Here is a 25,723-nt window from a genome sequence, read left to right as displayed (position 1 = left end):
CGGATGCTCACCATCGCCGGAAGTGAGCTGCGACAACTTCTCCGCAACCGCGCCGTGCTGGTCACCAGCGTCCTGATGCCGGTGGCGGTCAGCGCGTTCTTCATCCACTACCGCGACCTGTTCGCGTCGATCGGCAGCCTCGGCTACATCGGTGCGGTCATCGTCTTCACCATCGGTGCGTTCACCCTCTACGCCGCGACGGTGACCACCCTGGCCGCCCGACGGCAGAGTCTGTTCCTGAAGCGGCTGCGTTCGACCGCGGCCGGGGACCCGGCGATCCTCGGCGGGCTGATGCTGCCCGTCGCCGTGATCTCGCTGCTGCAGGTGACCGTCATCCTGGCGGTGTTCGCCGCGATCAGCGGTGCGCCTTCGGACGTACCGCTGCTGGCGGCGGCCGTGATTTCGACGTCGGCGATGATGCTCGCCCTGGGCGTGGCCACTGCAGGGGTCACCCGGTCACCCGAACACGCGCAGGTCACCACCTTGCCGTTGAGTCTGGGAATCATCGCGGTGGCGAGCTGGGTTGGCATCACCGGAACCGAGGACATGGCGGTGCTCAAGCGGCTGCTGCCCGGGGGCGCCGCGACCGAGATGATCCTCGACGCGTGGAACGGAGGCGTGCCCGTGACGGAATCCGCGTTGCTGCTGGTGCCGACGCTGGCCTGGGTGGCGGCGGCGACCGTGCTGGCCGCGACGCTGTTCCGGTGGGAACCGCGACGGTGACCCGCCGGCTCCGGATCGTGTCCCGGGTTCTCGCGATCGTCGTCGCCGCAGCGGTAACCGGCACCGCCGTCGTCCAGTTCGGCCTGCCGTGGTGGATGCAGCACGGCGACCGCAACCACGTGTACAGCCTCGACGGCGACCGCCAGCGATACCAGGTCCACCTGCCGCCCCAGTACGACGGCACCGCCAGGCTCCCGGTGGTGATGGCGATCCACGGTTGTGCGATGACCGGATTCGGGTGGAACTCGATGAAGGCCACGACGCAGTTCAACAGCCTCGCCGACCGTGAGGCGTTCATCGTCGTGTACCCGACCCAGCGGATGTTTCAGAACACCCTCAACTGCTGGAACTCGGCCGACCCCCGACAGCAGCACCGGCACGGGGGAGAACTTGCTCTGCTCGCCGGCGTGGCCCGGCAGGTCGTCGCGGACTACCACGCGGATCCGGATCAGGTGCACGTCGTCGGCGCCTCGTCCGGTGCGGGCACCGCGGTGATCCTCGGGGCGACCTTTCCCGACGTGTTCGCGACCGTCACGTCGGTCGCCGGCGGCGAGTACGGCTTGAACCAGGTCGATCCCGACGATCCCGGCACCACCCCGCCGGAGTACACCGCGCGCCAGGCATGGGCCCAAATGGGTGAACGGGCCCGCCGGGTGCCGCTGCTCGTCGTCCAGGGGACGACCGACGATGTGGTTCCACCGACGGTGGCCACCAGGCTCGTCGCGCACTGGAGCGCGGTGCACGACCTGGTGGACGACGGGTTGCTGAACAACAGCCTGGCACTGGCCGAAGAGCACGAGACCGTGCCCGCGGATTCGGGCCGACACGCCTACACCCGCAGTGCGCTGTCGACCCCGCAGGGTGAAACGGTGGTCGAGTCGTATCTCGTCGAGGGTATGGGGCACGCCTATCCGGGCCCGGCGGGGGAGGGACTGTTCACCGATCGGTCCGGCCCTGCCGCCAGCGAGCTCGCGTGGCATTTCGCCAGACGCCACCCGATGCGCTAGCCGGTGATCCGGTAGCGGCGTTCCGGCCGGCCCACCCCGTACTGCAGCCGGAGCTCCAGCGCGCCGACGCTCAGGTAGTGCTCCAGATAACGCCGCGCACTGACCCGTGAGATCCCCACCAGGTCAGCGCATTCGGCGGCCGACACCTCGCCTGCGTCGCGCACGGCGGCCAAAACCAGTTCACCGGTCTCGGCGCCGAGGCCCTTGGGCAGCACCTTGGCCGGTGCGGGTTGCGGTGCGCCGAACAGCGAGTCGATCAACGACTGGTCGGCCCCGCTCGCCGACAGCAGCGCGTCCGCCCGCGTGGCGTAGGCCTGCAGTTTGGCCTCCAGCTGGGGAAACTCGAACGGCTTGATCAGGTAGTCCGCGGCGCCGCCGTCGAGCGCGCCGCGGACGGTGTCGAGCTCACGCGCCGCGGTGATCATGATGACGTCCACCCGGTCACGTTCAGAACGCAAGCGCTGCAACACCTCCAGGCCGGTCATGTCGGGCAGGTACACGTCGAGCAGGATCAGCTGGGGCCGTAGCTCCCTGGTCGCGGCCAGCGCCTCGGCGCCGTTGCGGGCGACGCCGACGGCGCGGAACCCGTGCACCCGGTCCACGAACCGGCGGTGTATCTCGGCGACCATGAAGTCGTCGTCGACGACCAGGACGTCACGCATGGTGCGACACCGCCTGCAGCCGCACCAGGAACCGGGCCCCGCCGCCGGGCCCATCGTCCACCTCGATCGTGCCGCCGTGCTGTGCGGTCACCAGGCGCACCAGCGCCAGGCCGATGCCACGGCCCCCGGGGACCTCGGGCTTGGAGGTGACACCGCGGGCGAAGATGGCCTCCCGAAGATGTTCGGGCACACCGGGTCCGGAGTCGAGCACCGAGATCGCCAGCCCGTCGCGGTCGTCGATGCACACCGTCACCTGCGCGTTCGGCGCGCCCACCGACACGTCCACGGCGTTGTCGATCAGGTTGCCCAGCAACGTGATCACGTCGGTCGCCAGCGCGGGGTCGAGAACCGCCAGGTGCGACTGCGGGTCCAGGGACAGGGAGACACCGCTCTCGGCGGCCAGCGACGTCTTGGCGATCAGCAGCGCCGCGACCGCGGGATCGGAGATGCGTTGCGTCACCGCGTCGCTGATCTCGGCGCGCCGCCGGGTCAACGTGCCCACCAGATCACGCACGGCATCGTACTCGCCCAGCTGCACGAGACCGGAGATCGTGTGCAGCTGGTTGGCGAACTCGTGGGTCTGTGCCCGCAGCGTGTCGGTGACGCTCTTGTGGGACGACAACTGGCCTTGCAGCGCAGCGAGTTCGGTGCTGTCGCGCATCGTGATCACCGTGCCGATCCGCCGGCCCTGACTGGTCGCGGGCCGCCTGCTCAACGTCAGCACCCGCGTCCTGGTCGCGATCACCGTGTCCCCGGCCGCACCGGGATCCTCGCCGTCCTCGCCGTCCGCGAGGAACGACACCACCGCCGGGTCGATCCCGACGGTGTCCACCCGCCGCCCGACCACGCCCTCGGGTACCCCGAGCAGGACCCGCGCCCCGTCGTTGAGCAGGGTGATCTCGCCGTCGTTGTTCACCGCGATCACCCCTTCCCGGATGCTGTGCAGCAGAGCCTCGCGGTGGTCGGCCAGGCTGGCGATCTCGGCCACCTCCAGGCCCCGCGTGTGCCGCTTGATCCGGCGGGACAGCAGCCATGACGCGACCAGGCCCAGCACCGCGCCCAGCCCGAGATAGAGCAGCAGGCCTTCGCCTGCGCCGCTGAGCAGGGCCCAGATCGACGGGTACGCCTCGCTCACCGACGCGACCGCCAGCACCTGCCCGTCAGTGGACAGGATCGGCACCTGGCCGACCAGGCTGTGCGTGGCGTCGATGTCGGCATCGCCGAACCAGGCGCGGCCCTCGTCGGCGCGGCTGGGCCCGAGGTCGACCCGGGCGCCGCCGCGCGACGGATCCGAGGACACCCGCACGGTGCCGTCGGGGCCCAGGATCTCGGCCAGGGTGGCGCCGGACAATGCGACGGCGCGGTCCACCTCCGGTGCCAGCGTGCGGGCGACGAACGGGTCGGCCGGATGCTGTTCGGTGCGCTCGCGCACGATCGGCGTCGAGGCCATGTTCTCGGCGACGGCGATCATCCGCTGGCCCCGCACCTCACGGAACTCGCCCTCGGACTGGGCCACCGACACCCCGGCGACGGCGACGAGCACCACCGCGACGACCACCAGCTGGAACGCCAGGAACTGCCCGGCGAGGCTGCGTCCCCGCATCAGGCCCGTGACCGCTGACCTCGTGTTCTTAATGACCAATACTTCCTTTGCGTTCACATAGGTGACGTAGGTCACTGTCGGGGTCCAGTATTGCTGAGCATCACCACCAAGTGATTGGGGACGACATGTTCGCACGGCGCCGGACGATCGTGGGCGTGGTCATCGCCATGATCGCCACGCTCTTGCTCTCGGCCTGCGGGGTCACCCGCGGCGAGGAGACCGGCCTGCACCGCCTTCGCATGATGGTGCCCAACAGCCCCGGCGGTGGATACGACCTCACCGCGCGCACCGCTGTCAAGATCATGGAGGACGAAGAGATCACCGGGCGCGTCGAGGTGTTCAACGTCATCGGCGCCGGCGGCACCGTCGCGATGGCGCGTCTGATGAACGAACGCGGCAACGGCGACCTGATGATGATGATGGGGCTCGGCGTCGTCGGCGCGGTCTTCACCAACGGCTCCACCGCCCGCGCGTCCGACGCCACCGCGCTGGCCAAGATGGTCGAGGAGCAGGAGGGCATCCTGGTTCCGGCCGACTCGCCGTTCCAAACGGTGCAGGACTTCGTCGCCGCGTGGAAAGCCGATCCCGCGAAAGTCACCGTCGGCGGTGGCTCCAATCCCGGCGGCCCCGACCACCTGTTCCCGATGGAGACGGCCAAAGCCGCAGGCATCGACCCGACGAAGGTCAACTTCATCTCCTACGACGGCGGTGGCGACCTGCTCACGGCCTTGCTGGGCAACAAGATCGCTGCGGGCACGTCCGGCCTCGGCGAGTACGTCGACCAGATAGAGGCCGGCCAGGTACGCGTGCTCGCGGTGTCCGGTGACGAGCGCGTCGAAGGTGTCGACGCACCGACGCTGAAGGAGTCGGGGATCGATCTGACCTTCACCAACTGGCGCGGAGTGCTTGCACCACCGGGCATTTCAGATGACGACCGAGCCGCGATGGTCAAGATCCTGGAAGAACTGCATGCCACCGACGCGTGGAAGGAGGCGCTGGTGAAGAACGGTTGGACGGATGCCTTCATGACCGGCCCGGAATTCGAGAGCTTCCTCCAAGAACAAGACCAGCGCGTCGAGTCGACGCTGACAGATCTGGGGCTGGTATGAGCACCGAGGTTGACACCGACGAGAAGGCCACGCCCGATTACGCGCAGTACATCGTCTGCGCCGTCATGGTCGCGGTCGGCGCGTTCCTCGTCTACGACGCGCTGTCCATGCCCGGCGGATACGCCGAGGTCGATCCCGTCGGGCCACGGTTCTTTCCGATCGTCATCGGGGCCGGCCTGCTGGTGATGGCCGTGGTCCTGGCGGTGGCCATCCCGCGCGGGCTGAGGGGTGAGGCCGACGCGGGGGAGGACATCGACCCCGACATGCCCAGCGACTGGCGCACCGTCGGTCTCCTCGTCGGACTGTTCATCCTGCTGATCGTGCTCGTCGAGCCGCTCGGCTGGACCATCGCGAGCGCGTTGTTCTTCGGCGGGTGCGCAACCGTTCTGGGCAGCAGGCACTACGTGCGCAACTTCGCCATCGGCGCCGTACTGGGAATCGCCAGCTTCTACGCGTTCTACTCCGGGCTCGGAATTCCGCTGCCCGCAGGCATCTTGGATGGGATTCTGTAGATGGAGAATTTCAACTGGCTCCTTCAGGGGTTCGCCGAGGCGGCGACGCCGACGAATCTGATGTACGCCGTGATCGGCGTCCTGCTCGGCACGGCGGTCGGCGTGCTGCCGGGCATCGGCCCGGCGATGACGGTCGCGTTGCTGCTGCCGATCACCTACAACGTCAGTCCGAGCGCGGCGTTCATCATGTTCGCCGGCATCTTCTACGGCGGCATGTACGGCGGTTCGACGACGTCGATTCTGCTGAACACCCCGGGGGAGTCCTCGTCGGTGATCACCGCGCTGGAGGGCAACAAGATGGCCAAAGCCGGCCGAGCCGCGCAGGCGCTGGCCACGGCTGCCATCGGGTCGTTCGTCGCCGGTGCCATCGGTACCACGCTGCTGGCCGCGTTCGCGCCCGCGATCTCCCGGTTCGCGGTCACCCTCGGTGCGCCGTCCTACCTGGCGATCATGTTGTTCGCCCTCGTCGCGGTGACCGCGGTGCTGGGTTCGTCGAAGATGCGCGGCGTGATCTCGCTCCTTCTCGGCCTGGCGATCGGTGTCGTCGGCATCGACTCACTGACCGGCCAGCCGCGCGCCACCTTCGGTCTGCCGCTGCTGTCGGACGGCATCGACATCGTCGTCATCGCGGTGGCGGTGTTCGCCCTCGGTGAGGCGCTGTGGGTCGCCGCGCATCTGCGGCGGCGGCCGGTCCAGGTCATCCCGGTCGGTCGGCCGTGGATGGGCAAGGACGACTGGAAGCGTTCCTGGAAGCCGTGGCTGCGCGGAACCGCGTACGGGTTTCCGTTCGGTGCGCTGCCCGCCGGCGGCGCGGAGCTGCCGACGTTCCTGAGCTACATCACCGAGAAGAGGCTGAGCAAGCATCCCGAGGACTTCGGCAAGGGCGCCATCGAAGGCGTCGCAGGCCCCGAGGCCGCGAACAACGCCTCGGCCGCAGGCACATTGGTGCCCATGCTTTCCCTGGGTCTGCCGACCAACGCCACCGCCGCGGTGATGCTGACGGCGTTCGTGTCCTACGGGATCCAGCCCGGCCCCACGCTGTTCGACAAGGAACCGCTGCTGATCTGGACGCTGATCGCCAGCTTGTTCATCGGCAACTTCCTGCTGCTCGCACTGAATCTGCCGTTGGCGCCACTGTGGGCCAAACTGCTGCGCACTCCGCGGCCGTACCTCTACGCGGGGATCCTGTTCTTCGCCACCCTCGGTGCGTTCGCGGTCAACCTGCAGCCCCTGGACCTGGTACTGCTGCTGATCTTCGGCTTGATGGGCCTGATGATGCGCCGCTTCGGACTTCCGGTGCTGCCGTTGATCATCGGCGTCATCCTGGGGCCGCGCATCGAGCGCCAGCTGCGGCAGAGCCTGCAGCTCGGCGGCGGCGAGTGGAGCAGCCTGTTCACCGAACCCGTCGCGATCGTCACCTACGTGCTGATGGCTCTGCTGCTGCTGGCCCCGCTGGTGCTGCGCCTCATGCACCGCAGCGAGGAGACGCTGCTGATCGTCGAGGACGACAAGGACCAGAGAGAGAAGGCATCGCACTCATGACGATCATCGTCGGATACACCGCGGACCCGTTCGGGCACGCCGCGCTCGAGCACGGCATCGCCGAGGCCAAGCTGCGCGACACCGGTCTGGTGGTCGTCAATGCGACCTCCGGGGAGTCCTACGTCGACGCGCGGTTCGCCGGTGACGCCGAGGCACAGGACGTGCAGATGCGCCTCGACGAGTGCGGCGTGGTCTACGAACTGCTCCAACCGGTCGGTGTCGACCCGGCCGAGGAACTGCTGGACGTGGTGCGCCGCACCGACGCCGAGCTGCTCGTCGTCGGTATCCGGCACCGCAACCCGGTGGGCAAGCTGCTGCTCGGCAGCGTCGCGCAGAAGGTGATCCTGGAGTGCCCGAAGCCGGTGCTCGCGGTCAAGCCTCCAGAGTCGTGATAGCCGTGTGACACTCTGATTTCATGGGAAGGTACGCAGGCGCTTTCGGTCCGCACGCACCGGACTCCACCTACGTCGGGCACGGTTATCCCGAGCAGCTCTTCGACACCGGCGAAGTCCGGCTGAACTACGCCGTCGCCGGGGACGCGTCCGCGCCGCCGCTGCTGCTGATCCCCGGGCAGACCGAATCATGGTGGGGTTACGAGCCCGCGATGGGCCTGCTGGCCGAGCACTTCCACGTGCACGCCGTGGACCTGCGCGGGCAGGGCCGATCGACGCGCACCCCGCACCGGTACACCCTGGACAACATCGGCAACGATCTGGTCCGGTTCCTCGACGGGGTGATCGGCCGGCCCGCGTTCGTGAGCGGACTGTCGTCGGGCGGGCTGCTCAGCGCGTGGCTCTCGGCGTTCGCCGGACCGGGCCAGGTGCTGGCCGCATGCTATGAGGATCCGCCGTTCTTCAGCTCCGAGCTCGACCCGGCGATCGGCCCGGGGCTGATGTCCACCGTCGGCCCGCTGTTCGCGCTGTACGTGAAGTATCTGGGCGACCAGTGGAGCATCGGCGACTGGGACGGCTTCGTGGCCGGGGCGCCGACGGAGCTCGCCGGCTGGCAGGCCCACGTCGCGCTGGCCGGCGGAACGGCGGAACCGCCGCAGCACCTCAAGGAGTACGACCCCGAGTGGGGACGGGCGTTCGTCAGCGGCACCTTCACCACTGGTTGCCCCCACCAGGAGATGCTGAGCCAGGTCAAGGTGCCGGTGCTGTTCACCCACCACTTCCGGATGCTCGACGACGAATCCGGCTCGCTCATCGGCGCCGCCACCGACGGTCAGGCAGCCCGCGTCGTCGAACTCGTCGAGAAGAGCGGTGCGCCCGTCACCTACCGGTCATTCCCGATGATGGGCCACTCGATGCACGCTCAGGACCCTGCGCTGTTCGCCGGCACGCTGACCGACTGGTTCACCGCCGTGCGGTCCTGAACGCGTTCGGCGCTCCACGCCGCGGCCAGGCTCAACCCCGCGATCACGAAGCACACGACGGTGTACCACAGGCTGCCGATCGGGTCACCGGCTTCGGTGAGGCCGTCGACCGCGCCCAGGTACGCCGGCAGCGCCGCGACCCACAGCGCGACCAGCACCACCAGATACGCGACCGCGTAGCCGAAGATCAGCAGGCTGGAATCGCCTGGTGTCGCGGCGATCTCGGTGCGCCGACGCCACTGCAGGTACAGCACCGGGATCGCGACCAGGCTGATGGCGACCAGCTCCGCGGCGTACACGATGCCGCCCACCGTGGTGCTGCCCGAGACGGCCCCCGCGACGGTGGCGGGCAGCGGCAGGATCGCCGTGCCGATCGAGGCCAGCAGACCGATCACCACGGTGCGCAGCACCACCTGTCCGCCGGTGAACTGCCGGCCCGCCTCGACGTGGCGCCCGATGAAGAACTGCACGCACAGCGCCAGCGACATCGGCCACAGCGTCGCGAACACCACCACACTGGGCAACGGCACCGAGTCGAAGAACGGCTGGGCCATCGGATGATCCAGCGTCCACTCCCACCACCGCAGCTGCGGGCCGAGGTGGTCGAAGATCTCGTAGAACGCGTGGTGGACGAACCCGACGCAGACTGCGCCGACGACGGTGCCGTACCGGCGGAAGACGCCGAGGCGGCGCACGATCTCGAACGCCACGGTGGCCATCATCGGGTAGATCGCGACGATGTAGAGCGGCAGCCTGCCCCACAGGAACTCCACCGTGAACACGTTGTGCGCGAACATCGTGTCGACGTGCTCGGCGATGCCGAACGCGGCGGGGAAGTACAGCGGCGGCTCGATGATGAGCAGGTAGGCGATGGCGCCGAACCACAGCACGATGTTGGTCGGATCGTTGTGCCTGCGCAGCCGGCGAATCGCGTAGACCAGGGCCAGCACCGCGCCGACCACGACGGTCAGCTCCAGCACCGGCAGCGTCCAGTTCTCCAGCGCGAACGGGTTGCGCAGCTCGACGAGCCCACCCGCGGTCTCACACGAGAACCCCAGCCGCGCCGCCAGATCGGCGAACGTGGGGCTGCACAGATCAGACATCGGCGGACTCCTTGGCGGTGTACCACTTGGTCACGTCGTAGCCGGCGGCGTAGCGCTCGAACCACCGGTCGGCCAGCGCGGGCAGCTTCTCGTGGGTCGGGTCGTGGCCGGGGATCTGGCTGCGCACCACGCCGTTGAGCGCGACGAGCTGCTCACGCAGCGGCAATTCGCTGAACGCGTTGGCGAACGGGCCGTCATAGGGCGCGTCGATGAACGGAAGGCGTTGCAGCAGTGCCTTCTTGCGCCGGTGGATGCGGAACGTCGACATCGCGTCGACCTTGCGCTCGGACAGCGGGACGTGCGTGTTGAAGTCCTCGGAGACCAGCCGGATGATGTCCATGACGTGGTTGAAGATCTTCGGCGCCACCCGCATCCGGTACCACGGGTCGTCGACGACCGCGTCGTAGATGATCAGCGCGGAGCTTCGGTGTTCGACCTCTTCGACGAAGTGCCACAGGAACAGTGACGCGACCCGGTCGTCGCCGGGGGCGAACAGCGTGTCGTCGTGGTCGAGCATCAGCTTGAACACCGGGGTGAAGGTCGCCTCCAGGTCGGCGGTGTAGGCCAGCCGGTACTTCAGCGGGGTGTTGGCCGTCATGTCGTCGTAGGCGGCGATGACCTTGTCGAGCGTGTCCTTGAGGCCGGGGTAGGACCTGATCAACCCCTTCACGTGCTGCCGGTGGGCCATCGAGTGCTGGCCCTCCTGGCGGACGAACGCGTCGGCCTCCTCGGCGATCGCCGGATCGCTGATGTGGGGCATCGCCTCCGGGATCATGCCGCCGATCATCTTCTCGAAGCCGACGGCCAGGAACGACACCGCGTTGGCCATCGCCGAGAAGGCGGGGTTGGCCTCGTTCCACAGGAACGGGACGTCGTGCTCGGCGAACGCGAATCGCAGTTTGCGCACTATCAGGTCGGTCATACCGGTCCTCGGCAATCGTCGGTAATCATACAGAGATGGCTGTGAATGTATGATTACTGCATCAGAGGTCCGACGTCAACGCCTGTGCTAGCGTCGGAGCCACGATGGCACGCAAACGTCGAGGTTGGGGCGGTGATCCGCCGGCCACCGACACCGAGGCCGCGCAACGCATCGTCGCCGCCGCCGTCGACCTGATCACCGAGACCGGCGCCGCGATCACCATCGCCGACGTCGCCGAGTCCCTCGGCGTGATCCGGCAGACCGTGTACCGGTACTTTCCGACCGCCGACGAACTCATGCGCGCTGCCGCGATCGCATCGGTCGACGGGTTCCTCGATTCGCTGGCCGCGCACGTCCGCGGAATCCACGATCCCGCCGACGCGATGACCGAGGGCGTCATGTTCACCCTCGACGCCGTCGTCGCGATCCCGCACCTGGCGATCCTGCTGTCGGCGCCGAGTTCGGCCGCCAGGCCCAGCGAGGTCGCCTCGGCACTGGCACGCGACTTCGGCATGCGCATGATCACCCGCTTCGACGTCGACTGGCAGGCCTACGGTTACGACGACGCGGCGTTGGGCGAGATGGTCGAGTTCACCCTGCGCACCATGCTGTCGTTCTTCGTCGCGCCCAACGACCCGGCCCGGCCGCCCGAGGAGTTGCGGCGCTTCCTCAAACGCTGGCTGGGCAGCGCGATCCTGTCGCAGCAGCCACCCGGTGACGAACTTACGTAACGACATGGCGGAGAAAGGCTGCGAAACCGCCACCACGTCCCGTAACTCGTCAGGGAAGCGTCAGCCGGATCGTCCCGTCCGCGGCCTCGACCGGATAGCAGCGCACCGACATCGCGGCGCCGGACACCTCAGTGCCCGTGCTCATGTCGAAGGTGTGCCCGTGCAGCGGGCAGACCACCACGCAGTCGTCGGTCAGACCGTCGGCCAGCGGCCCGCCCCGGTGCGGGCATACCGCGTCGACCGCGCGCAGCGATCCGTCCCGCAGCCGGAACACCGCGATCTGCGCCCCGTCGACCGCGAACGTGCGGCCCTCGCCGACCGGGATCTCGTCGACCGGGCCGATGTCGATGGTCACCCTGACGCTCACCGCACCGGCACCTGGGGGAGCGGCAACAGCGGCAGCGACGGGCGGAACTGCCCCACCGAGGCCGGTTCGCGGCCGTCCTCCCACGGGTCGCGGTAGGCGTCCACGGATTTCTGCATCCGTTCGTCGAGGCCGGCGGCGAGACCGTCGCGATCCTCCACGACCACCTCCCGGATGTGCTCGATGCCGACCCTGGGCACCCACTTGTACGTGCGCTCAAGCCAATCGGCACTTTCGCGGTAGTACTGCAGGAACCGGCCCGTCAGGGTGATCACGGTCTGCGGGTCGTCGACGGTCGCGAGCAGATCGCCCTTGCGGATGTGTGCGCCCGCCGCGCCGCCGACGTAGATCTCCCACCGCCCGCCGTCGACGGCGACCACGCCGAGGTCCTTGCACAGCGCCTCCGCGCAGTTGCGCGGACAGCCCGTGACCGCGAGCTTCATCTTCGCCGGGCTGGCCAGGCCCTTGAAGCGCTCCTCGATCGCGATCCCCAGCGCCGTCGAGTCGCCGACACCGAATCGGCAGAAGTCGCTGCCCACACAGGTTTTCACCGTCCGGAAGCTCTTGCCGTAGGCGTACCCGGACGGCATGTCCAGATCCGCCCACACTGCGGGCAGGTCCTCCTTGCGCACGCCGAGCAGGTCGATGCGCTGACCCCCGGTGAGCTTGATCATCGGGATCGCGTACTTCTCGGCGACGTCGGCGATCCTGCGCAGCTGCGCGGCATCGGTGACCCCGCCCTTCATCTGCGGCACCACCGAGAACGTGCCGTCGCGCTGGATGTTGGCGTGCACCCGGTCGTTGATGAACCGGGCGTCGCGCTCGTCGACGAACTCGTCGGCCCACATCATGTCCAGCAGCGAGGCCAACGCCATCTTCGACCCGGCATCCTCCTTGCCGTCGGGTGCCAGCGCGGCGAAAACCGAGGACACCGAATGCAGTTCGAGGTCACGGATGTGGTGCATCAAGGTAGCTTTGTCGTACGGAATGCCCGGGACGTACCAGGTCGCCGACGGATCCTCGGCCACCGCGCCGCCGGCCGCCCACTCGACCACCTGGCCGACCAGCTCCTTGCAGGACCCGCACCCCTTGCCGGCCTTGGTCTTGGCCATCACCCCGGACACCGACGTCTCGCCGGCCCGCACGCACGAGACCAGCGCGCCCTTGGACACACCGTTGCAGTTGCACACCTGGGCGTCGTCGGCGAGCTCGGCCACTCCCACTCCGACGTCCGGGGTGCCGATGTCGAACAGCAGCGACACCCGTTCGTCGGGCAGCGGCAGGCCGCTGTCGAAGGCCTGGGTCAGGAACGCCACCTTGGAGACGTCACCGACGAGCGTGGCGCCCACCAGCTTCCCGTCGCGGATCACCACCGTCTTGTAGACGCCGTGCCTGGGTTCGCTGTACTGCGCGAACTCGTCGTCGGGATGTTCGGGTCCCTTGACACCCATGGCGGCGACGTCGACGCCGGCGACCTTGAGTTTCGTGGCCACCCGGGAGCCGTGGTAGGCCGCCGCGGAGTCCGCGCCGGTGAGGTGGTCGGCCAGCACCCTCGCCTGCTCCCACAGCGGTGCCACCAGGCCGTAGACCTGGCCGCGGTGCTGGGCGCACTCGCCGACGACGTAGACGTCGTCGTCGTCGACCGAGCGCATGTGGTCGTCGGTGACGATCGCGCGCTCGACGGTCAGCCCGGCCCGTTGCGCCAGGCCGACATTCGGCCGGATGCCCGCCGCGATCACCAGCATGTCGCAGTCCAGGCGCGTCCCATCGGAGAACACGACGCCGGCGAGCCTGCCGTCGTCGGCGAGGACGACCTCGGTGGTGCGCTTCTCCGTGTGCACCGTGATGCCGAGGTTCTCCACGGACTTGCGCAGGATCGCGCCGGCCGGGTCGTCGAGTTGGGCGTTCATCAGCGTCGGTCCGGCGTGCACGACGTCGACGGTCATGCCGCGACTCTGCAGTCCGCGCGCGGCTTCCAGGCCCAGCAGCCCGCCGCCGATCACCACCGCCTTGGTGCGATTGGCCGCCTCGGCGATCATCGAGGCCGTGTCGTCGAGCGTGCGGAAGCCGAACACGCCGTCGGCCAGCGTCTTGTCGTCGGCCCACAGACCCGCCATCGGAGGAAAGAACGAGCGGCTTCCGGTGGCCAGGATCAGCTTGTCGTAGTGCAGCGTGGTGCCGTCGTCGGCGTGCACCAGGTGGGCGAAGGTGTCGAGCCGCACCACCCGCACCCCGGCGCGCAGGTCGATGCCGTTGTCGGTGTACCAGTCCAGCGCGTTGAGGTAGATCTCGGCCGGATCATCGACCCCGGCAAGCACATTCGACAGCAGAATCCGGTTGTAGTTCCCGTACGGCTCGTCGCCGAACACCGTGATCTGAAAATGATCCGCCCCGCCCCGCGCCAGCACCTCCTCCAGCGCGCGGACGCCGGCCATCCCGTTGCCGGCCACCACCAGCCGCTGGGCCATCAGATCTCCACCAGGCCCAGATCCAGCATCACCGTGCCCTTCACCCCGTCCGGTGCGGCGACGTAGAGCTCCAGCACGGTGTCGCCGAGCAGGTCCTCGACCACCCGCAGTGCGACGTGGGTGGCGCCCTTGGCCGCGATCGGGAAGTAGCGCATCGGCACCCCGTCGCGGAACAGCACCACGGTGATCATCTCCTCGGTGGAGTTGCCGCCCCGGAAGTACACCGGTTGGGTGACGGCTCCGGCAGGCACCACGTAGCGTGGCGCGTCGATCGGCACCGGTTTGTCGTAGCCGCCGCCTTCGAAGGTGAACGCCCCCTGCAGGAACTGCGGTGTGCTTCCGTCGGTCATGGCTCGAAGCTAGGAGCGGGGTGTTTCGGAGGCGTTTCCCCCGCAACACGCCTGTGGATCCCTGCGATCACAGCGAGAACCCCTCACGGTGAGCCCGGCGGTGGTGTGAGGGCGAGTTTTCACCCCGGTCATCGACGTGCAATGGACAGGGAATGACCTGGCCTTTCACTGGTGTCATGGCGAAACGAACGCGCGATATCGACACCTGGGATCCCGAGGATGTCGAGGCCTGGGAGTCGGGCGGTAAAGACGTCGCGAAACGCAACCTGATCTGGTCCATCGTCGCCGAGCACGTCGGTTTCTCGGTGTGGTCGATCTGGTCGGTGATGGTGCTGTTCATGCCGCAGGACGTGTACGGGATCGACGCCGCGGGCAAGTTCTACCTGGTGGCGGTGCCGACGCTGGTCGGGGCGTTCATGCGCATCCCGTACACCATCGCCCCGGCCAGGTTCGGCGGCCGCAACTGGACGGTGGTCAGTGCGCTGCTGCTGCTCATCCCCACCGTGCTGACGCTGTACTACATGAAGAACCCGGCGTCCTACACCACCTACATGGTGATCGCCGCGTTCGCCGGCCTCGGCGGCGGCAACTTCGCGTCGTCGATGACCAACATCAACGCGTTCTATCCGCAGCGGCTCAAGGGCTGGGCGCTGGGCCTCAACGCCGGCGGCGGCAACATCGGCGTGCCGGTGATCCAGTTGCTCGGTCTGCTCGTGATCGCCACCGTCGGCAACACCAGCCCCGAAATCGTCTGCGCCGTCTACCTTGTCGCGATCAGCGTGGCCGCGGTGGGCGCCGCGGTGAACATGGACAACCTGCGCAACCAGAAATCCAACTTCGGTGCGCTCGTCGAGGCGATGCGGTTCCGGCACTCCTGGGTGATGAGCTTCCTCTACATCGGCACGTTCGGGTCGTTCATCGGCTTCTCGTTCGCGTTCGGCCAGGTGCTGCAGATCAACTTCCTGGCCGGGGGCGAGACCGCCGCGCAGGCGTCGCTGCACGCCGCACAGATCGCGTTCCTCGGCCCGCTGCTCGGCTCGATCTCCCGGCCCTTCGGCGGCAGGCTGGCCGACCGGATCGGCGGCGGGAAGGTCACCCTGTACGTGTTCGTCGCGATGATGTTCTCCGCCGGCATCCTGGTGGCGTCCGGGGTGCTGGACGACGCTCAGGCCGGGGCCCCGACCGGCGGGCAGATGGTCGGCTACGTCGCCGGGTTCATCCTGCTGTTCGTGCTGTCCGGCCTGGGCAACGGGTCGACCTACAAGATGATCCCGTCGATCTTCGAGGCCAAGGCGCAGGGCCGCGAGGATCTGAGCCGCGACGAGAAGGCCGCGTGGTCGCGCGCGATGTCGGGCGCGCTGATCGGGTTCGCCGGCGCGGTCGGCGCGCTGGGCGGGGTGTTCATCAACGTGGTGCTGCGTGCGTCCTACGTCGGCGACGCGAAGTCGGCCACCAACGCGTTCTGGGTGTTCCTGGGCTTCTACGTGGTGTGCGCGTTCGTCACCTGGTTCGTGTTCCTGCGGCTGCAGGAACACCGGACGCACACCGGCGAGCACATCGGCCGCGTCCCGGCGCCGGTGTCCGTCGGATAGCGATGATCCGAACCGCGTGTTCCTACTGCGGGGTCGGGTGCGGCATCTCGGTCGAGACCCGCACCGACCCCGCCTCGGGCGCTCCCGTCATCGCACGGGTGTCCGGAGACCGGTTGCACCCGGCCAACTTCGGGCGGTTGTGCACGAAGGGAGCCACGCACGCGGAGCTGATGGCCGCCACCGATGGGCGGTTGCGGACCGCGCTGATGCGCCCGTCGCGCGAGGCCACCCCGGTGGCCGTGGACGTCGACGCCGCACTGGCCGAGGCGGCGGCGCGGCTGCGGGCCATCGTCGAGGAGCACGGCCCCGACGCGGTGGCCCTGTACGTGTCGGGCCAGATGTCGCTGGAGGCACAGTATCTGGCGACCAAGCTGGCCAAGGGCTATCTGCGCACCATGCACCTGGAGTCGAACTCCCGGCTGTGCATGGCCAGCGCGGGCACCGGTTTCAAGCAATCGCTCGGCTCCGACGGGCCGCCCGGCTCCTACACCGATTTCGACTGCACGGACCTGTTCTTCGTCATCGGCTCCAACATGGCCGACTGCCATCCGATCCTGTACCTGCGGATGGCCGACCGCCGCAAGGCGGGCGCGAAGCTGATCGTGGTGGACCCGCGCCGCACCGCGACCGCCGCCGACGCGGACCTGTACCTGCAGATCCGGCCCGGCACCGATCTGGCCCTGCTCAACGGCATCCTGCACCTGCTGGTCGAAAACCACGCCGTCGACGAGGAATTCATCGCCGAGCACACGCAGGGCTGGGAGGTGATGCCCGCGTTCCTTGCCGACTACCCGCCGGAACGGGTGGCCGCGATCACCGGGCTGGCCGAGGCCGACATCCGCACCGCGGCGGCCATGATCGCCGATGCCCGCGACTGGGTGTCGTGCTGGACGATGGGTCTCAACCAGAGCACCCACGGCACCTGGAGCACCAACGCGATCTGCAACCTGCACCTGGCCACCGGCGCCCTCTGCCGGCCCGGCAGCGGCCCGATGTCGCTGACCGGACAGCCCAACGCGATGGGCGGCCGCGAGATGGGCTACATGGGCCCGGGTCTGCCCGGGCAGCGCGCCGTGCTGTCGGCCGAGGACCGGGCGTTCGTCGAACAGCAGTGGGAGCTGGACCCCGGCACCATCCGGACCGACTTCGGTCCGGGGACGGTGGAGCTGTTCCGCCGCGTCGGCCGCGGCGACATCCGGGCGGTGTGGATCATCTGCACCAATCCCGTTGCCAGCATGGCGAACCGGGACACCGTGACCGCCGCGCTGAGGACGGCCGAACTGGTGATCACCCAGGACGCCTACGCCGACACCGCCACCAACCGCTACGCCGACATCATGCTGCCCGCCACGCTGTGGGCCGAGACCGACGCGGTGATGGTCAACTCCGACCGCACCCTGACCCTGCTGCAGCAGTCCGTCCCGCCGGCCGGGGACGCGCGGCCGGACTGGGAGCTGATCTGCGGGGTGGCCCGCCATCTCGGGTTCGGGGACGCGTTCGACTACAAGTCCAGCGAAGAGGTCTTCGACGAGATCCGGCGGTTCCACAATCCGCGCACCGGATACGACCTGCGCGGCATCACCCACGACCGGCTGCGAGACACCCCGGTGCAGTGGCCGTGCGCGTCGAGCGACGCCGCCGAGCGCAACCCGATCCGCTACCTCAATGACGGTGTGTCCCAACAGCTCTTCGTCGGCGCCGGCGGTGACCGCCCGAGGCTGGCGTTCGCCACCCCGTCCCGGCGCGCGGTGTTCTATCCCCGGCCGCACATGGACGCCGCCGAACTGCCCGACGACGACTATCCGTTCATCCTCAACACCGGCCGGTTGCCACATCAGTGGCACACCATGACCAAGACCGGCAAGGTCGCCAAGCTCAACAAACTCAACCCCGGCCCGTTCGTCGAGGTCCACCCCGACGACGCCGCCGCACTGGGGGTCTGCGAAGGGCAGTCGGTCGAGCTGGTGACCAGACGCGGGCGCGCGGTGCTGCCCGCGAAGATCACCGACCGGGTGCGCCCGGGCAGCACCTGGGTGCCGTTCCACTGGAACGACGAGCACGGGGAACATCTCACGGTCAACGCGCTCACCAACGACGTCGTCGACCCCGATTCGCTGCAACCGGAGTTCAAGGTGTGCGCGGTGCGGCTGGTCCCGGCCGCGGTGGCCGCGCCCAACCCGGCGCCGGCCGGGCGCGACAAGGTTCGCGTCACCGACGGGCCGCTGGTGCTGTGGGCGTCCCAGACCGGCAACGCCGAGGAGTTCGCGGGCACGCTGGGGGAGCGGCTGAGCGGCGCGCAGCTGTGCGCGATGGACGACGTGGAACCGGCCGACCTGTCCGGCGCCGGCGAGGTGGTGATCGTCACCAGCACGTTCGGCGACGGCGGGCCGCCCGACAACGGCTCGGCGTTCTGGGAGCGGCTGGACTCGGTGCAGGCCCCCTCGCTCGGCGGCGTGCGGTACGCGGTGCTCGGCCTCGGCGACCGGTCCTACGACAACTTCTGCGGCCACGCGAAATCCCTCGACTCGCGGCTGGCCGATCTGGGCGCCACCCGGATGCTGGAGCGGGCCGACTGCGAGGTGTACGACGACCAACCGCTGGCCCGGTGGGCGGACTCGGTCACCGAGCTCGTCGGGTCCGCCGGACCGGAATCCGGAACGTCCACCAGAACAACGCTTTTCACACGGGCCGAGCCGATCGCGGCGCCTCTGTGCCGCAACACCCTGCTCACCCCGCCCGGCGCCGCGAAGGAGGTGCGCCAGTTCGGGTTCGACGTCAGCGAGCACGACGTCACCTACTCGGTCGGCGACTCACTCGGTGTGCGCGTGGTCAACTCCGCCGCGGTCGTCGAATGCTGGCTCGCCGCAACAGGGTTCTACGGCGACGAAGCCGTGGTCGTGGATGGCGCCCAGATCGCGCTGCGCGAGGCGCTGACGTCGCACTACGACGTGTGCAAGGTGACGTCGAACCTGGTCCGGTTCGTCGCCGAGCACTGCCCGCAACCGGGCGTCGCCAAGCGGTTGCGCAACGACCGCGGCGAACTGGACAGATGGCTGGTCAACCGCAACGGCCTCGATCTGGTCCGCGAGTTCGGTGTCCGCGCCGACCCGCAGCGTTGGCAGGAGGTGCTGGTGCGGCTGACCCCGCGGCAGTACTCGATCTCCTCCAGCCCGCTGGTCAGCCCCCGCGAGGTGCAGCTGACCGTGTCGGTGGTGCGCTACCGCGGCCCCGACGGCAGCGCGCGCGGCGGCGTCGCGTCCACCCATCTGGCCGACCTGCCTGCCGGCACCCCGGTGCCGGTGTTCCTGCAACGGTCCCCGCACTTCCGGCCACCGCCGGACACGCACACGCCGATGATCATGGTCGGCCCCGGCACCGGCATCGCGCCGTTCCGCGGATTCCTGCAGGAACGGCGGGCACTGGGCCACCGGGGACCGAACTGGCTGTTCTTCGGCGACCAGCACCGCGCCCAGAACTTCTACTACCGCGACGACCTGCAGGACATGGTCGACGACGGGTTCCTCCTGCTGGATCTGGCGTTCTCCCGGGACCAGGACAAGCGCGTCTACGTGCAGCACAAGCTCCTCGACCGCGGTGCCGAGGTGTGGCGCTGGCTGGCCGACGGCGCGCATTTCTATGTCTGCGGTGACGCCACCAGGATGGCCCGTGACGTCGATGACGCGCTGACCGAGATCCTCCGCGTCCACGGCGCGATGAAGTCCGACGCGGCGCGCGACTACAAGCGTGAGATGGTCGCTCGGAAGCGCTACGTGCGTGACGTGTACTAGGACCGGCGGGGACGCGCCGCGACCAGCAGCGCACCGGCGGCGAACAATCCCGCCGCGGCCAGCGGGAGCCGCCCGCCGGGAGCGAAACCACCGGATGACAGCAGCGACAGGGCCAGCGCGCACGCCCCGGTGCCGGCGTACAGGAATGCCTCGCCGACCCGCGGCGGCAGCGGCACCGCGAACGTCGGGATCGGCGCCGCGAAGAACCGGCGCTGCCAGAACAGCAGACACAGCAGCGCGGCGGTGACCACCGCCAGCACCAGCTCCCACTGCAGCCGGGCCAGCCACCATGCGCCCGAACCCAGCTCGGGCTGCGGCAGCAGGCCCGTCGGATAGCCGACCAGCGTCACCACGATCACCGGCAGCATGTGCCACAGGTACAGCGCCATCACGTTGTCGTTGGCCACGCCGATCACCCGCGGCCAGACACCACGCGTCAACGTCCGGTTCAGCACCGGCACCAACGCCAGCAGCACGCAGATCTGCACGGTGGCCAGGGCCAGCAGCGCGACCGACGGCGGCGCGGAGTTCTCGACCCGCACCCCGGGCACCCCGATCATCGCGACCGGATACGGGCCCCAGGTCACCAGCAGCGGCAATGCGGCAGCGGCCACCACCGCCAGCGCCACCAGCAGCCTGCGCCGCAGAAGGGCGCCGTGCCAGGCGATTCCGAGCTGATAGACCGCCGCCCAGCAGAAGAAGTAGTTCAGCGTCCGGATCTCCGGGTGCTCGGTGCTGATCCCGACGACGTCCACGACCACCACGCCTGCGGCCAGCACGGCGGGCGTCACGAGCCCGAAGCGCCGATGCGCGGCGACCGCGACCGGCGTCAGCGCGACCACCATCAGGTACACGGCCAGGAACCACAGGTGCATGGCCACCGCCCAGCCGCCGAGGTCCAGCACGGACCCGTCGATGCCTGCGAGCAGCAGCACCGCGATCACCGCGAGCACGAAGCCCACATAGACCGCGGTCGGGCCCAGCACCCGGGCGACCCGGCGGCGCACCCACTGTTGACGTGAGGTGGTGTCGGGGTCCCGCCGCGCCCAGGACACCGCGCTGGCGTAGCCGGCCACCGCGAAGAACACCGGCACCACCTGGAACCCCCAGGTGAGCCACTGCGTCCACGGCATCAGGACCAGCGGGTTGTCCCGGCCGAACTCGCCGTCGCGGTAGGTCATCACCGACAGCAGCCAGTGGCCGATGACCACGATCATCACCGCTGCGGATCGGTAGAGGTCGAGCGCGAGCTCGCGCGCCGGCGCCTGGGCTCGAGTGGTGTCCATCCGAGCCATTGTGGCCGTCCGGCCCCCGCGAATGCGGGAGCCGGTGAAGAGTGTCCGAGGGGGGACTTGAACCCCCACGCCCGTTAATAGGGCACTAGCACCTCAAGCTAGCGCGTCTGCCATTCCGCCACTCGGACCTGCTGTGCGGCGCCTAAGGCTAACGGATGAGCCGCCCCGGGCCCAAACCAGCCGAGCAGGGCAGTGTTACAAAGGGACATGTGAGCGGTCTTTCCCATGGTGGCGTCACGCCGGCCGACGAGGTCGTGGACCTCGTCAGCACCTTGATCCGGTTCGACACCTCCAACACCGGTGAACCGGCGACCACCAAGGGCGAGGCCGAATGCGCCCGCTGGGTGGCCGATCAGCTCGCCGAGGTGGGGTATGTCACCGAGTACATCGAGGCCGGGGCGCCGGGGCGGGCCAACGTGTTCGCCCGGCTCGAAGGCGCCGACCGCTCGCGCGGCGCGCTGATGCTGCACGGCCATCTCGACGTGGTGCCCGCCGAAGCCGCGGACTGGAGCGTGCATCCGTTCTCCGGCGCCGTGAAGGACGGCTACGTCTGGGGCCGCGGCGCCGTGGACATGAAGGACATGGTCGGGATGATCATCGCGGTCGCCCGGCACTTCAAGCGGGCGGGCATCGTGCCGCCGCGCGACCTGGTGTTCGCGTTCGTCTCCGACGAGGAGGCCGGCGGCAACTACGGCTGCAAGTGGCTGGTCGACAACCGCCCGGACCTGTTCGACAACGTCACCGAGGCCGTCGGCGAGGTCGGCGGCTTCTCGCTGACCGTGCCGCGCCACGACGGAGGCGAACGCCGGCTCTACCTGGTCGAGACCGCTGAGAAGGCGATGCTGTGGATGCGGCTGACCGCGCGGGGACGCGCCGGGCACGGCTCCATGGTGCACGACGACAACGCCGTCACCGCGGTCGCCGAGGCGGTCGCCAAGCTGGGCAGGCACCGCTTCCCGATCGTGCTCACCGAGTCGGTGGAACAGTTCCTCACCGCCGTGGCCGAGGAGACCGGGTACGCGTTCGACCCGGCGTCCCCCGACATCGAGGGCACCGTCGCCAAACTCGGCGGGATCGCCCGCATCGTCAACGCCACGCTGCGCGACACCGCCAACCCGACCATGCTCAAGGCCGGCTACAAGGCCAATGTGATCCCCGGGTCGGCCGAGGCCGTCATCGACTGCCGGGTGCTGCCCGGGCGGCTGGCCGAGTTCGAGCGCGAGGTCGACGAGCTGATCGGCCCGGACGTCGAACGCGAATGGCTGACCGACCTGCCGTCGTACGAGACCCCGTTCGACGGCGAGCTGCTTGAGGCGATGAACGGTGCGATCCTGGCCGCCGACCCCGAGGCCCGCACCGTGCCCTACATGCTGTCCGGGGGTACGGACGCAAAACACTTCGCCCGCTTGGGGATTCGCTGCTTCGGCTTCGCGCCGCTGCGGCTGCCGGCCGAACTGGACTTCGCCGCCCTGTTCCACGGCGTGGACGAACGGGTACCTGTGGATGCGCTGACGTTCGGCGCGCAGGTGCTCGAGCACTTCCTGCTGCACTCCTGAGTAATCCAACCGAAAGGAACCGCCCCGATGGCCTTCGACTACGACCCGTACTCGTTCCTTCCCGAGCTGCCCACCTTCACCGTGACGTCGCAGTCGTTCGAGGACGGTCAGCCTTGGGGCAACGACCAGGTCAGCGGCATCATGGGCGCCGGCGGTTCCGATATCTCGCCGCAGCTGAGCTGGTCGGGCTTCCCCGAGGAGACCCGCAGCTTCGCGGTCACCGTCTACGACCCGGACGCGCCCACGGCGTCGGGGTTCTGGCACTGGGCGGTGTTCAACCTGCCTGCGACGGTCACCGATCTGCCCGCCGGTGTCGGTGACGGCAGCGCCAGCGGATTCCCCGGCGACGCGGTCACCCTGGCCAACGACGCCGGGCTGAAGCGCTTCATCGGCGCCGCGCCGCCTGCCGGGCACGGCCCGCACCGCTACATCGTGGCCGTGCACGCCGTGGACGTCGAGAAGCTCGACGTGCCCGCCGACGGCACTCCGGCCTACCTGGGATTCAACCTGTTCGGGCATGCGATCGCGCGCGCACTGATCACCGGCACCTACGAACAGAAGTAGGCCGCTAGCTGTACTGACCACAGGAGTCCCACCTATTCACCTTGTGCAGGGGAAGTGCGAGAGAGCACCTGCATTGTGTGGATAGGCGGGGCCGGTGGGACCTAACGGGCTGCCGAGCCGACCGCCTCCGTCAGTGAAGAGAACCCGCTCTCGCGGAGGCGGGCGGCGAGGCCGTCGTGGACGGTCTTGGCCCACATCCCGCCGCCGTACACGAAACCGGTGTAGCCCTGCAGCAGCGAGGCACCCGAGGTGATGCGCTCCCATGCGTCGTCGGCGGTCTCGATACCGCCTGCGCTGATCAGCACCAGCCGGTCGCCGACCCGGTCGTAGAGGCGGCGCAGCACCTCCAGTGACCGGCGGGCCACCGGAGGGCCGGAGATCCCACCCGGACCCAGCGCGTCCACGCCGGGCGTCACCAGCCCGTCCCGCGAGATCGTGGTGTTCGTCGCGACGATCCCGGCGAGGCCCAGATCGACTGCCAGATCGGCGATCTCGTCGATGTCCTGGTCGGCCAGGTCGGGTGCGATCTTGACCAGCACCGGCGTCGAGGTCTCTGCGAGCGCCGCGGACAGGATGGGCCGCAGCGACTCGACGGACTGCAGGTCGCGCAGCCCCGGGGTGTTCGGTGAGCTGACGTTGACCACCAGATACGACGCCAGCGGGCCGAGCAGTCGTGCGCTCTCGGCGTAATCCCGGGCGGCCCGCTCGGGCGGGGTCACCTTCGACTTGCCGATGTTGACCCCGATCGGCACCGACGACGTCTGTCCCGCCAGCCGACGCGCCAGGGCCCGGGCCCCGTGGTTGTTGAAGCCCATCCGGTTGAGCAGCGCCCGGTCGGCGGGCAGCCGGAACATCCGCGGCCGCGGATTGCCCGGCTGCGCCTGCGCGGTCACGGTGCCGACCTCGGCGTAGCCGAAACCCAATGCGCCCCAGGTGTTCAGGCCGGTGCCGTCCTTGTCGAATCCCGCCGCCAAGCCCAGCGGGCCGGGGAATTGCACCCCGAACACCGTGCTGGCCAGAATCGGATCGTGCGGCGCCAGTCGGCGCTCCAGCCGTTCGCGCAGCGGTCGGGGCCCGGTCGCGGCCCGCAGCCCGGCGAACACCACGGTGTGGATGCGCTCGGGGGGCACCAGGAACAGCGCCTTGCGCAGGGTCGTGTACATCTACGGCCCCGGCTGATCGGGTCCGGGCACGGTATCGGCACGCTTCTTGCGGCGCAACAACACCCGCCGCGACCCGTCGGTGTACAGCCGCACCCGGGTCAGTTCCCAGCCGCGGTACTCCGCCTCGATCGACAGCCGGGTGGACGCATTGACCCGCGTGAGCTCCGGCGGCAGGCGCAGCGGGATCCACTCGTACTCACCGGGATCGTCGGACACCACCTTGTCCCACGCCGCCGGCATCCGGCCCCGCGCGGCCCGGCTCATCGGGCTGCCTCCGGGATCGCCTGCACCCCGGCGCCCGCGCCGGACACCACGTACAGGGTGTTCGACGCGTCGTCGAAGGCCAGGGAGTTCGGTTGCCGCACGGTTCGATAACGCACCTTCTCGACGGGGATGCCGGTGGCCAGATCGTATCCAACGACGGTGTTCGTCGCCGTCTGCGCCACCCACACCAGACCGTTCTGTCCCGGCGAGCCGGCCACACCGTACGGCGCGTCGGGCACCGGGTAGCGCTGGCGCAGGATCAGCGGGTTCAGGCCGTACACCAGCAGCTCCTGACCGCGGGTGTCGGTGACCAGCACGCGTCCGGCGCCGTCGGCGGCCATCGTGGTGGCCCCCTCGCCGGCGCGCAGCGCGTGTTCGGACTTGGTGCCCTCGGCGTTCAGGCTGGTCACCGAGGTCTGTCCGCGATCCAGCACCACGGCGGTGTCGCCCTGGGTCACGATGGCGTCCACCCGGGCGAAGATCTTCAGCTGCGCGCCGACCGCGGTCTCGGAGGCCAGCGTGTACACCGTCCCGTCGGCACTGCCGAGCACCAGCCGGCCGTCGCCGCGGCGGGCGATGGCGGTGAAATCCACCCCGTCCTGGCCCTCGACCGCCACCTTGGTCACATCGCCGGCCGCGACGTCGAACCGGAGGTAGCCGCCGCGGGCCGACAGGAACGCCCGGCCGTCGTCGACCGCCAGCGCGGTCACGGGTTCGGGCAGGGCGTGCGGCGTCTGCGCCCCGGACGGCCCGACCACGGTCAGCACCGCGCCGGCGGGGCCGGGGGACAGCACCACCAGCGATCCCGACCCGGCGTCGAATGCCGCGGCCTGCGCGTCGCCGGGCAGTGGCCACACCTGCCCGTCGGGTGTCCCGGTGACCGGCGGGGAGTCCGCGGCGCGCGCGGGTTCGATGGTCGGTGGAGGGGTGTCGACCGGACTCGACGAACATCCGGTCACCAGCGTCAACGCGAGCGCGGCGACCCCCAGACGGGCCAGTCGACGTGGTGAGTTTATGTGGCGCGACAAGG

The 25,723-nt window shown here is 69.2% G+C and carries 23 protein-coding genes and 1 tRNA gene; 12 read left to right on the top strand and 12 right to left on the bottom strand.

Annotation, left to right across the window (positions count from 1 at the left end):
• Positions 1-3: 3 nt before the first annotated feature.
• Both C6A87_RS16670 and C6A87_RS16665 read left to right on the top strand, forming a co-directional pair.
• Positions 4-723 (top strand): ABC transporter permease, encoded by a 720-nt coding sequence (locus tag C6A87_RS16670; RefSeq protein ID WP_311113302.1) that lies wholly within the window; start codon positions 4-6, stop codon positions 721-723.
• Positions 705-1,730 carry a PHB depolymerase family esterase gene (locus C6A87_RS16665; RefSeq protein ID WP_311113301.1) on the top strand — a complete coding sequence of 342 codons (1,026 nt, stop codon included), beginning with the start codon at positions 705-707 and terminating at the stop codon, positions 1,728-1,730. The genes C6A87_RS16670 and C6A87_RS16665 overlap by 19 nt, the downstream gene beginning before the upstream one ends.
• Here C6A87_RS16665 and C6A87_RS16660 read toward each other — a convergent pair.
• Both C6A87_RS16660 and C6A87_RS16655 read right to left on the bottom strand, forming a co-directional pair.
• Positions 1,727-2,392 carry a response regulator gene (locus C6A87_RS16660; protein ID WP_311113300.1) on the bottom strand — a complete coding sequence of 222 codons (666 nt, stop codon included), beginning with the start codon at positions 2,390-2,392 and terminating at the stop codon, positions 1,727-1,729. The two genes, C6A87_RS16665 and C6A87_RS16660, sit on opposite strands and share 4 nt — an antisense overlap.
• Positions 2,385-3,995, bottom strand: a complete 1,611-nt coding sequence (locus tag C6A87_RS16655) for an ATP-binding protein (protein WP_311113299.1) — start codon at positions 3,993-3,995, stop codon at positions 2,385-2,387. Before C6A87_RS16655 ends, C6A87_RS16660 begins: the two co-directional genes overlap by 8 nt.
• A gap of 125 nt (positions 3,996-4,120) precedes the next feature.
• On the opposite strand from C6A87_RS16655, the gene C6A87_RS16650 reads away from it, so the two are divergent.
• From C6A87_RS16650 to C6A87_RS16630, 5 genes are read left to right on the top strand one after another with little or no spacing between them, the layout of a single operon-like run.
• Positions 4,121-5,104 carry a tripartite tricarboxylate transporter substrate-binding protein gene (locus tag C6A87_RS16650; protein ID WP_311113298.1) on the top strand — a complete coding sequence of 328 codons (984 nt, stop codon included), beginning with the start codon at positions 4,121-4,123 and terminating at the stop codon, positions 5,102-5,104.
• Positions 5,101-5,616 (top strand): tripartite tricarboxylate transporter TctB family protein, encoded by a 516-nt coding sequence (locus tag C6A87_RS16645; protein ID WP_311113297.1) that lies wholly within the window; start codon positions 5,101-5,103, stop codon positions 5,614-5,616. The genes C6A87_RS16650 and C6A87_RS16645 overlap by 4 nt, the downstream gene beginning before the upstream one ends.
• Positions 5,617-7,158, top strand: a complete 1,542-nt coding sequence (locus tag C6A87_RS16640) for a tripartite tricarboxylate transporter permease (RefSeq protein ID WP_311113296.1) — start codon at positions 5,617-5,619, stop codon at positions 7,156-7,158.
• Positions 7,155-7,550, top strand: coding sequence for a universal stress protein (locus tag C6A87_RS16635; protein ID WP_311113295.1), 396 nt, complete (start codon positions 7,155-7,157; stop codon positions 7,548-7,550). The genes C6A87_RS16640 and C6A87_RS16635 overlap by 4 nt, the downstream gene beginning before the upstream one ends.
• A gap of 23 nt (positions 7,551-7,573) precedes the next feature.
• Positions 7,574-8,533: an alpha/beta hydrolase gene (locus tag C6A87_RS16630; RefSeq protein WP_311113294.1), complete on the top strand. Its 960-nt coding sequence runs from the start codon at positions 7,574-7,576 to the stop codon at positions 8,531-8,533.
• Here the strand turns inward: C6A87_RS16630 and C6A87_RS16625 are convergent.
• Positions 8,473-9,636, bottom strand: coding sequence for a hypothetical protein (locus C6A87_RS16625; protein ID WP_311113293.1), 1,164 nt, complete (start codon positions 9,634-9,636; stop codon positions 8,473-8,475). The two genes, C6A87_RS16630 and C6A87_RS16625, sit on opposite strands and share 61 nt — an antisense overlap.
• Positions 9,629-10,558: a metal-dependent hydrolase gene (locus C6A87_RS16620; RefSeq protein ID WP_311113292.1), complete on the bottom strand. Its 930-nt coding sequence runs from the start codon at positions 10,556-10,558 to the stop codon at positions 9,629-9,631. Before C6A87_RS16620 ends, C6A87_RS16625 begins: the two co-directional genes overlap by 8 nt.
• A gap of 104 nt (positions 10,559-10,662) precedes the next feature.
• Between C6A87_RS16620 and C6A87_RS16615 the strand changes: the two genes are divergently transcribed.
• Complete coding sequence (locus C6A87_RS16615; protein ID WP_311113291.1) at positions 10,663-11,289, top strand: TetR/AcrR family transcriptional regulator; 627 nt, start codon at positions 10,663-10,665, stop codon at positions 11,287-11,289.
• 49 nt (positions 11,290-11,338) lie between these two features.
• On the opposite strand, the gene C6A87_RS16610 is transcribed toward C6A87_RS16615, so the two are convergent.
• From C6A87_RS16610 to C6A87_RS16600, 3 genes are read right to left on the bottom strand one after another with little or no spacing between them, the layout of a single operon-like run.
• A complete protein-coding gene (locus C6A87_RS16610; protein WP_396836884.1) occupies positions 11,339-11,656 on the bottom strand; it encodes a Rieske (2Fe-2S) protein in 318 nt (105 codons plus the stop codon).
• Positions 11,653-14,121 (bottom strand): nitrite reductase large subunit NirB, encoded by a 2,469-nt coding sequence (gene nirB, locus C6A87_RS16605; protein ID WP_311113290.1) that lies wholly within the window; start codon positions 14,119-14,121, stop codon positions 11,653-11,655. The genes C6A87_RS16610 and nirB overlap by 4 nt, the downstream gene beginning before the upstream one ends.
• Positions 14,121-14,471, bottom strand: a complete 351-nt coding sequence (locus tag C6A87_RS16600; RefSeq protein ID WP_311113289.1) for a molybdopterin oxidoreductase — start codon at positions 14,469-14,471, stop codon at positions 14,121-14,123. The genes nirB and C6A87_RS16600 overlap by 1 nt, the downstream gene beginning before the upstream one ends.
• Positions 14,472-14,623: 152 nt before the next feature.
• Between C6A87_RS16600 and C6A87_RS16595 the strand changes: the two genes are divergently transcribed.
• The gene (locus C6A87_RS16595) at positions 14,624-16,063 is read left to right on the top strand and encodes a nitrate/nitrite transporter (RefSeq protein WP_311113288.1); all 1,440 of its coding nucleotides are present in this window, start codon (positions 14,624-14,626) and stop codon (positions 16,061-16,063) included.
• Positions 16,064-16,065: 2 nt separating this feature from the next.
• Positions 16,066-19,851, top strand: coding sequence for a bifunctional nitrate reductase/sulfite reductase flavoprotein subunit alpha (locus C6A87_RS16590; RefSeq protein WP_311113287.1), 3,786 nt, complete (start codon positions 16,066-16,068; stop codon positions 19,849-19,851).
• On the opposite strand, the gene C6A87_RS16585 is transcribed toward C6A87_RS16590, so the two are convergent.
• A complete protein-coding gene (locus C6A87_RS16585) occupies positions 19,848-21,146 on the bottom strand; it encodes an acyltransferase (RefSeq protein ID WP_311113286.1) in 1,299 nt (432 codons plus the stop codon). The genes C6A87_RS16590 and C6A87_RS16585 overlap by 4 nt on opposite strands.
• Before the next feature lie 42 nt (positions 21,147-21,188).
• Positions 21,189-21,274: transfer RNA gene (locus C6A87_RS16580), tRNA-Leu, on the bottom strand.
• An 81-nt stretch (positions 21,275-21,355) separates the two neighbouring features.
• Here C6A87_RS16580 and C6A87_RS16575 point away from each other — a divergent pair.
• Together C6A87_RS16575 and C6A87_RS16570 are read left to right on the top strand one after the other, a co-directional pair.
• Positions 21,356-22,702 (top strand): M20/M25/M40 family metallo-hydrolase, encoded by a 1,347-nt coding sequence (locus C6A87_RS16575; protein ID WP_311113285.1) that lies wholly within the window; start codon positions 21,356-21,358, stop codon positions 22,700-22,702.
• A 27-nt stretch (positions 22,703-22,729) separates the two neighbouring features.
• A complete protein-coding gene (locus C6A87_RS16570) occupies positions 22,730-23,266 on the top strand; it encodes a YbhB/YbcL family Raf kinase inhibitor-like protein (RefSeq protein WP_311113284.1) in 537 nt (178 codons plus the stop codon).
• A 101-nt stretch (positions 23,267-23,367) separates the two neighbouring features.
• Here C6A87_RS16570 and C6A87_RS16565 read toward each other — a convergent pair whose 3' ends face one another.
• From C6A87_RS16565 to C6A87_RS16555, 3 genes are read right to left on the bottom strand one after another with little or no spacing between them, the layout of a single operon-like run.
• A complete protein-coding gene (locus C6A87_RS16565; RefSeq protein WP_311113283.1) occupies positions 23,368-24,429 on the bottom strand; it encodes a quinone-dependent dihydroorotate dehydrogenase in 1,062 nt (353 codons plus the stop codon).
• Positions 24,430-24,693 carry a DUF5703 family protein gene (locus C6A87_RS16560; RefSeq protein WP_311113282.1) on the bottom strand — a complete coding sequence of 88 codons (264 nt, stop codon included), beginning with the start codon at positions 24,691-24,693 and terminating at the stop codon, positions 24,430-24,432.
• Positions 24,690-25,721, bottom strand: coding sequence for a hypothetical protein (locus C6A87_RS16555; RefSeq protein ID WP_311113281.1), 1,032 nt, complete (start codon positions 25,719-25,721; stop codon positions 24,690-24,692). Before C6A87_RS16555 ends, C6A87_RS16560 begins: the two co-directional genes overlap by 4 nt.
• Between the last annotated feature and the right edge of the window lie 2 nt (positions 25,722-25,723).

Source organism: Mycobacterium sp. ITM-2016-00317 (assembly GCF_002968295.1).
In the GTDB taxonomy this organism is placed as follows: Bacteria; Actinomycetota; Actinomycetes; order Mycobacteriales; family Mycobacteriaceae; genus Mycobacterium.
The sequence above is the reverse complement of the archived record's forward strand: the minus strand, read 5'-3'. Positions and strand labels throughout refer to the sequence as shown.

Excerpts from the sequence above, each read along its gene's own strand:
- C6A87_RS16600 (WP_311113289.1), bottom strand. The coding sequence starts at position 14,471 with ATGACCGACGGAAGCACACCGCAGTTCCTGCAGGGGGCGTTCACCTTC.
- C6A87_RS16635 (WP_311113295.1), top strand. The coding sequence starts at position 7,155 with ATGACGATCATCGTCGGATACACCGCGGACCCGTTCGGGCACGCCGCG.
- C6A87_RS16670 (WP_311113302.1), top strand. The coding sequence starts at position 4 with ATGCTCACCATCGCCGGAAGTGAGCTGCGACAACTTCTCCGCAACCGC.
- C6A87_RS16585 (WP_311113286.1), bottom strand. The coding sequence starts at position 21,146 with ATGGCTCGGATGGACACCACTCGAGCCCAGGCGCCGGCGCGCGAGCTC.
- C6A87_RS16640 (WP_311113296.1), top strand. The coding sequence starts at position 5,617 with ATGGAGAATTTCAACTGGCTCCTTCAGGGGTTCGCCGAGGCGGCGACG.
- C6A87_RS16645 (WP_311113297.1), top strand. The coding sequence starts at position 5,101 with ATGAGCACCGAGGTTGACACCGACGAGAAGGCCACGCCCGATTACGCG.
- C6A87_RS16615 (WP_311113291.1), top strand. The coding sequence starts at position 10,663 with ATGGCACGCAAACGTCGAGGTTGGGGCGGTGATCCGCCGGCCACCGAC.
- C6A87_RS16660 (WP_311113300.1), bottom strand. The coding sequence starts at position 2,392 with ATGCGTGACGTCCTGGTCGTCGACGACGACTTCATGGTCGCCGAGATA.
- C6A87_RS16655 (WP_311113299.1), bottom strand. The coding sequence starts at position 3,995 with ATGCGGGGACGCAGCCTCGCCGGGCAGTTCCTGGCGTTCCAGCTGGTG.
- C6A87_RS16625 (WP_311113293.1), bottom strand. The coding sequence starts at position 9,636 with ATGTCTGATCTGTGCAGCCCCACGTTCGCCGATCTGGCGGCGCGGCTG.
- C6A87_RS16590 (WP_311113287.1), top strand. The coding sequence starts at position 16,066 with ATGATCCGAACCGCGTGTTCCTACTGCGGGGTCGGGTGCGGCATCTCG.
- C6A87_RS16620 (WP_311113292.1), bottom strand. The coding sequence starts at position 10,558 with ATGACCGACCTGATAGTGCGCAAACTGCGATTCGCGTTCGCCGAGCAC.
- C6A87_RS16560 (WP_311113282.1), bottom strand. The coding sequence starts at position 24,693 with ATGAGCCGGGCCGCGCGGGGCCGGATGCCGGCGGCGTGGGACAAGGTG.
- C6A87_RS16630 (WP_311113294.1), top strand. The coding sequence starts at position 7,574 with ATGGGAAGGTACGCAGGCGCTTTCGGTCCGCACGCACCGGACTCCACC.
- C6A87_RS16595 (WP_311113288.1), top strand. The coding sequence starts at position 14,624 with ATGACCTGGCCTTTCACTGGTGTCATGGCGAAACGAACGCGCGATATC.
- C6A87_RS16570 (WP_311113284.1), top strand. The coding sequence starts at position 22,730 with ATGGCCTTCGACTACGACCCGTACTCGTTCCTTCCCGAGCTGCCCACC.
- nirB (WP_311113290.1), bottom strand. The coding sequence starts at position 14,121 with ATGGCCCAGCGGCTGGTGGTGGCCGGCAACGGGATGGCCGGCGTCCGC.
- C6A87_RS16650 (WP_311113298.1), top strand. The coding sequence starts at position 4,121 with ATGTTCGCACGGCGCCGGACGATCGTGGGCGTGGTCATCGCCATGATC.
- C6A87_RS16565 (WP_311113283.1), bottom strand. The coding sequence starts at position 24,429 with ATGTACACGACCCTGCGCAAGGCGCTGTTCCTGGTGCCCCCCGAGCGC.